The organism is Streptomyces sp. P17 (genome assembly GCF_032436805.1).
Lineage (GTDB): Bacteria > Actinomycetota > Actinomycetes > Streptomycetales > Streptomycetaceae > Streptomyces.
In genome coordinates this window covers 1-244 of record NZ_JAVRBF010001338.1, presented here as the reverse complement: position 1 = coordinate 244, position 244 = coordinate 1, and the positions used below count along the sequence as shown (strand labels likewise).

At 34.4% G+C, this 244-nt stretch carries 1 protein-coding gene; it reads right to left on the bottom strand.

What is annotated here, in order from left to right:
• A partial coding sequence (locus RMT89_RS44900; RefSeq protein ID WP_315889510.1) for a hypothetical protein occupies positions 1-231 on the bottom strand: 231 nt, incomplete at its 3' end.
• Positions 232-244: the final 13 nt, after the last annotated feature.

Here is a 244-nt window from a genome sequence, read left to right as displayed (position 1 = left end):
TAATTTATATTCTTTCCATGATGTAAAGCTTTGTAACTTAAATTGTTTAGACTTAATAGCATATCCTAAAGCTACAGCACCACTTACTCCTATAGTAGCTGCAATGAATGGATTCAAAGCAGTGAATACTGTTGCCCCAGCTATAATAGGTAAAGCCCAAGAACTCATAAGGTAAGTCATAGTAGTTGGAGCATGCTCTAACATATTAATCTTTCTACCTTTGATATTCATCTCACCTGTTCTA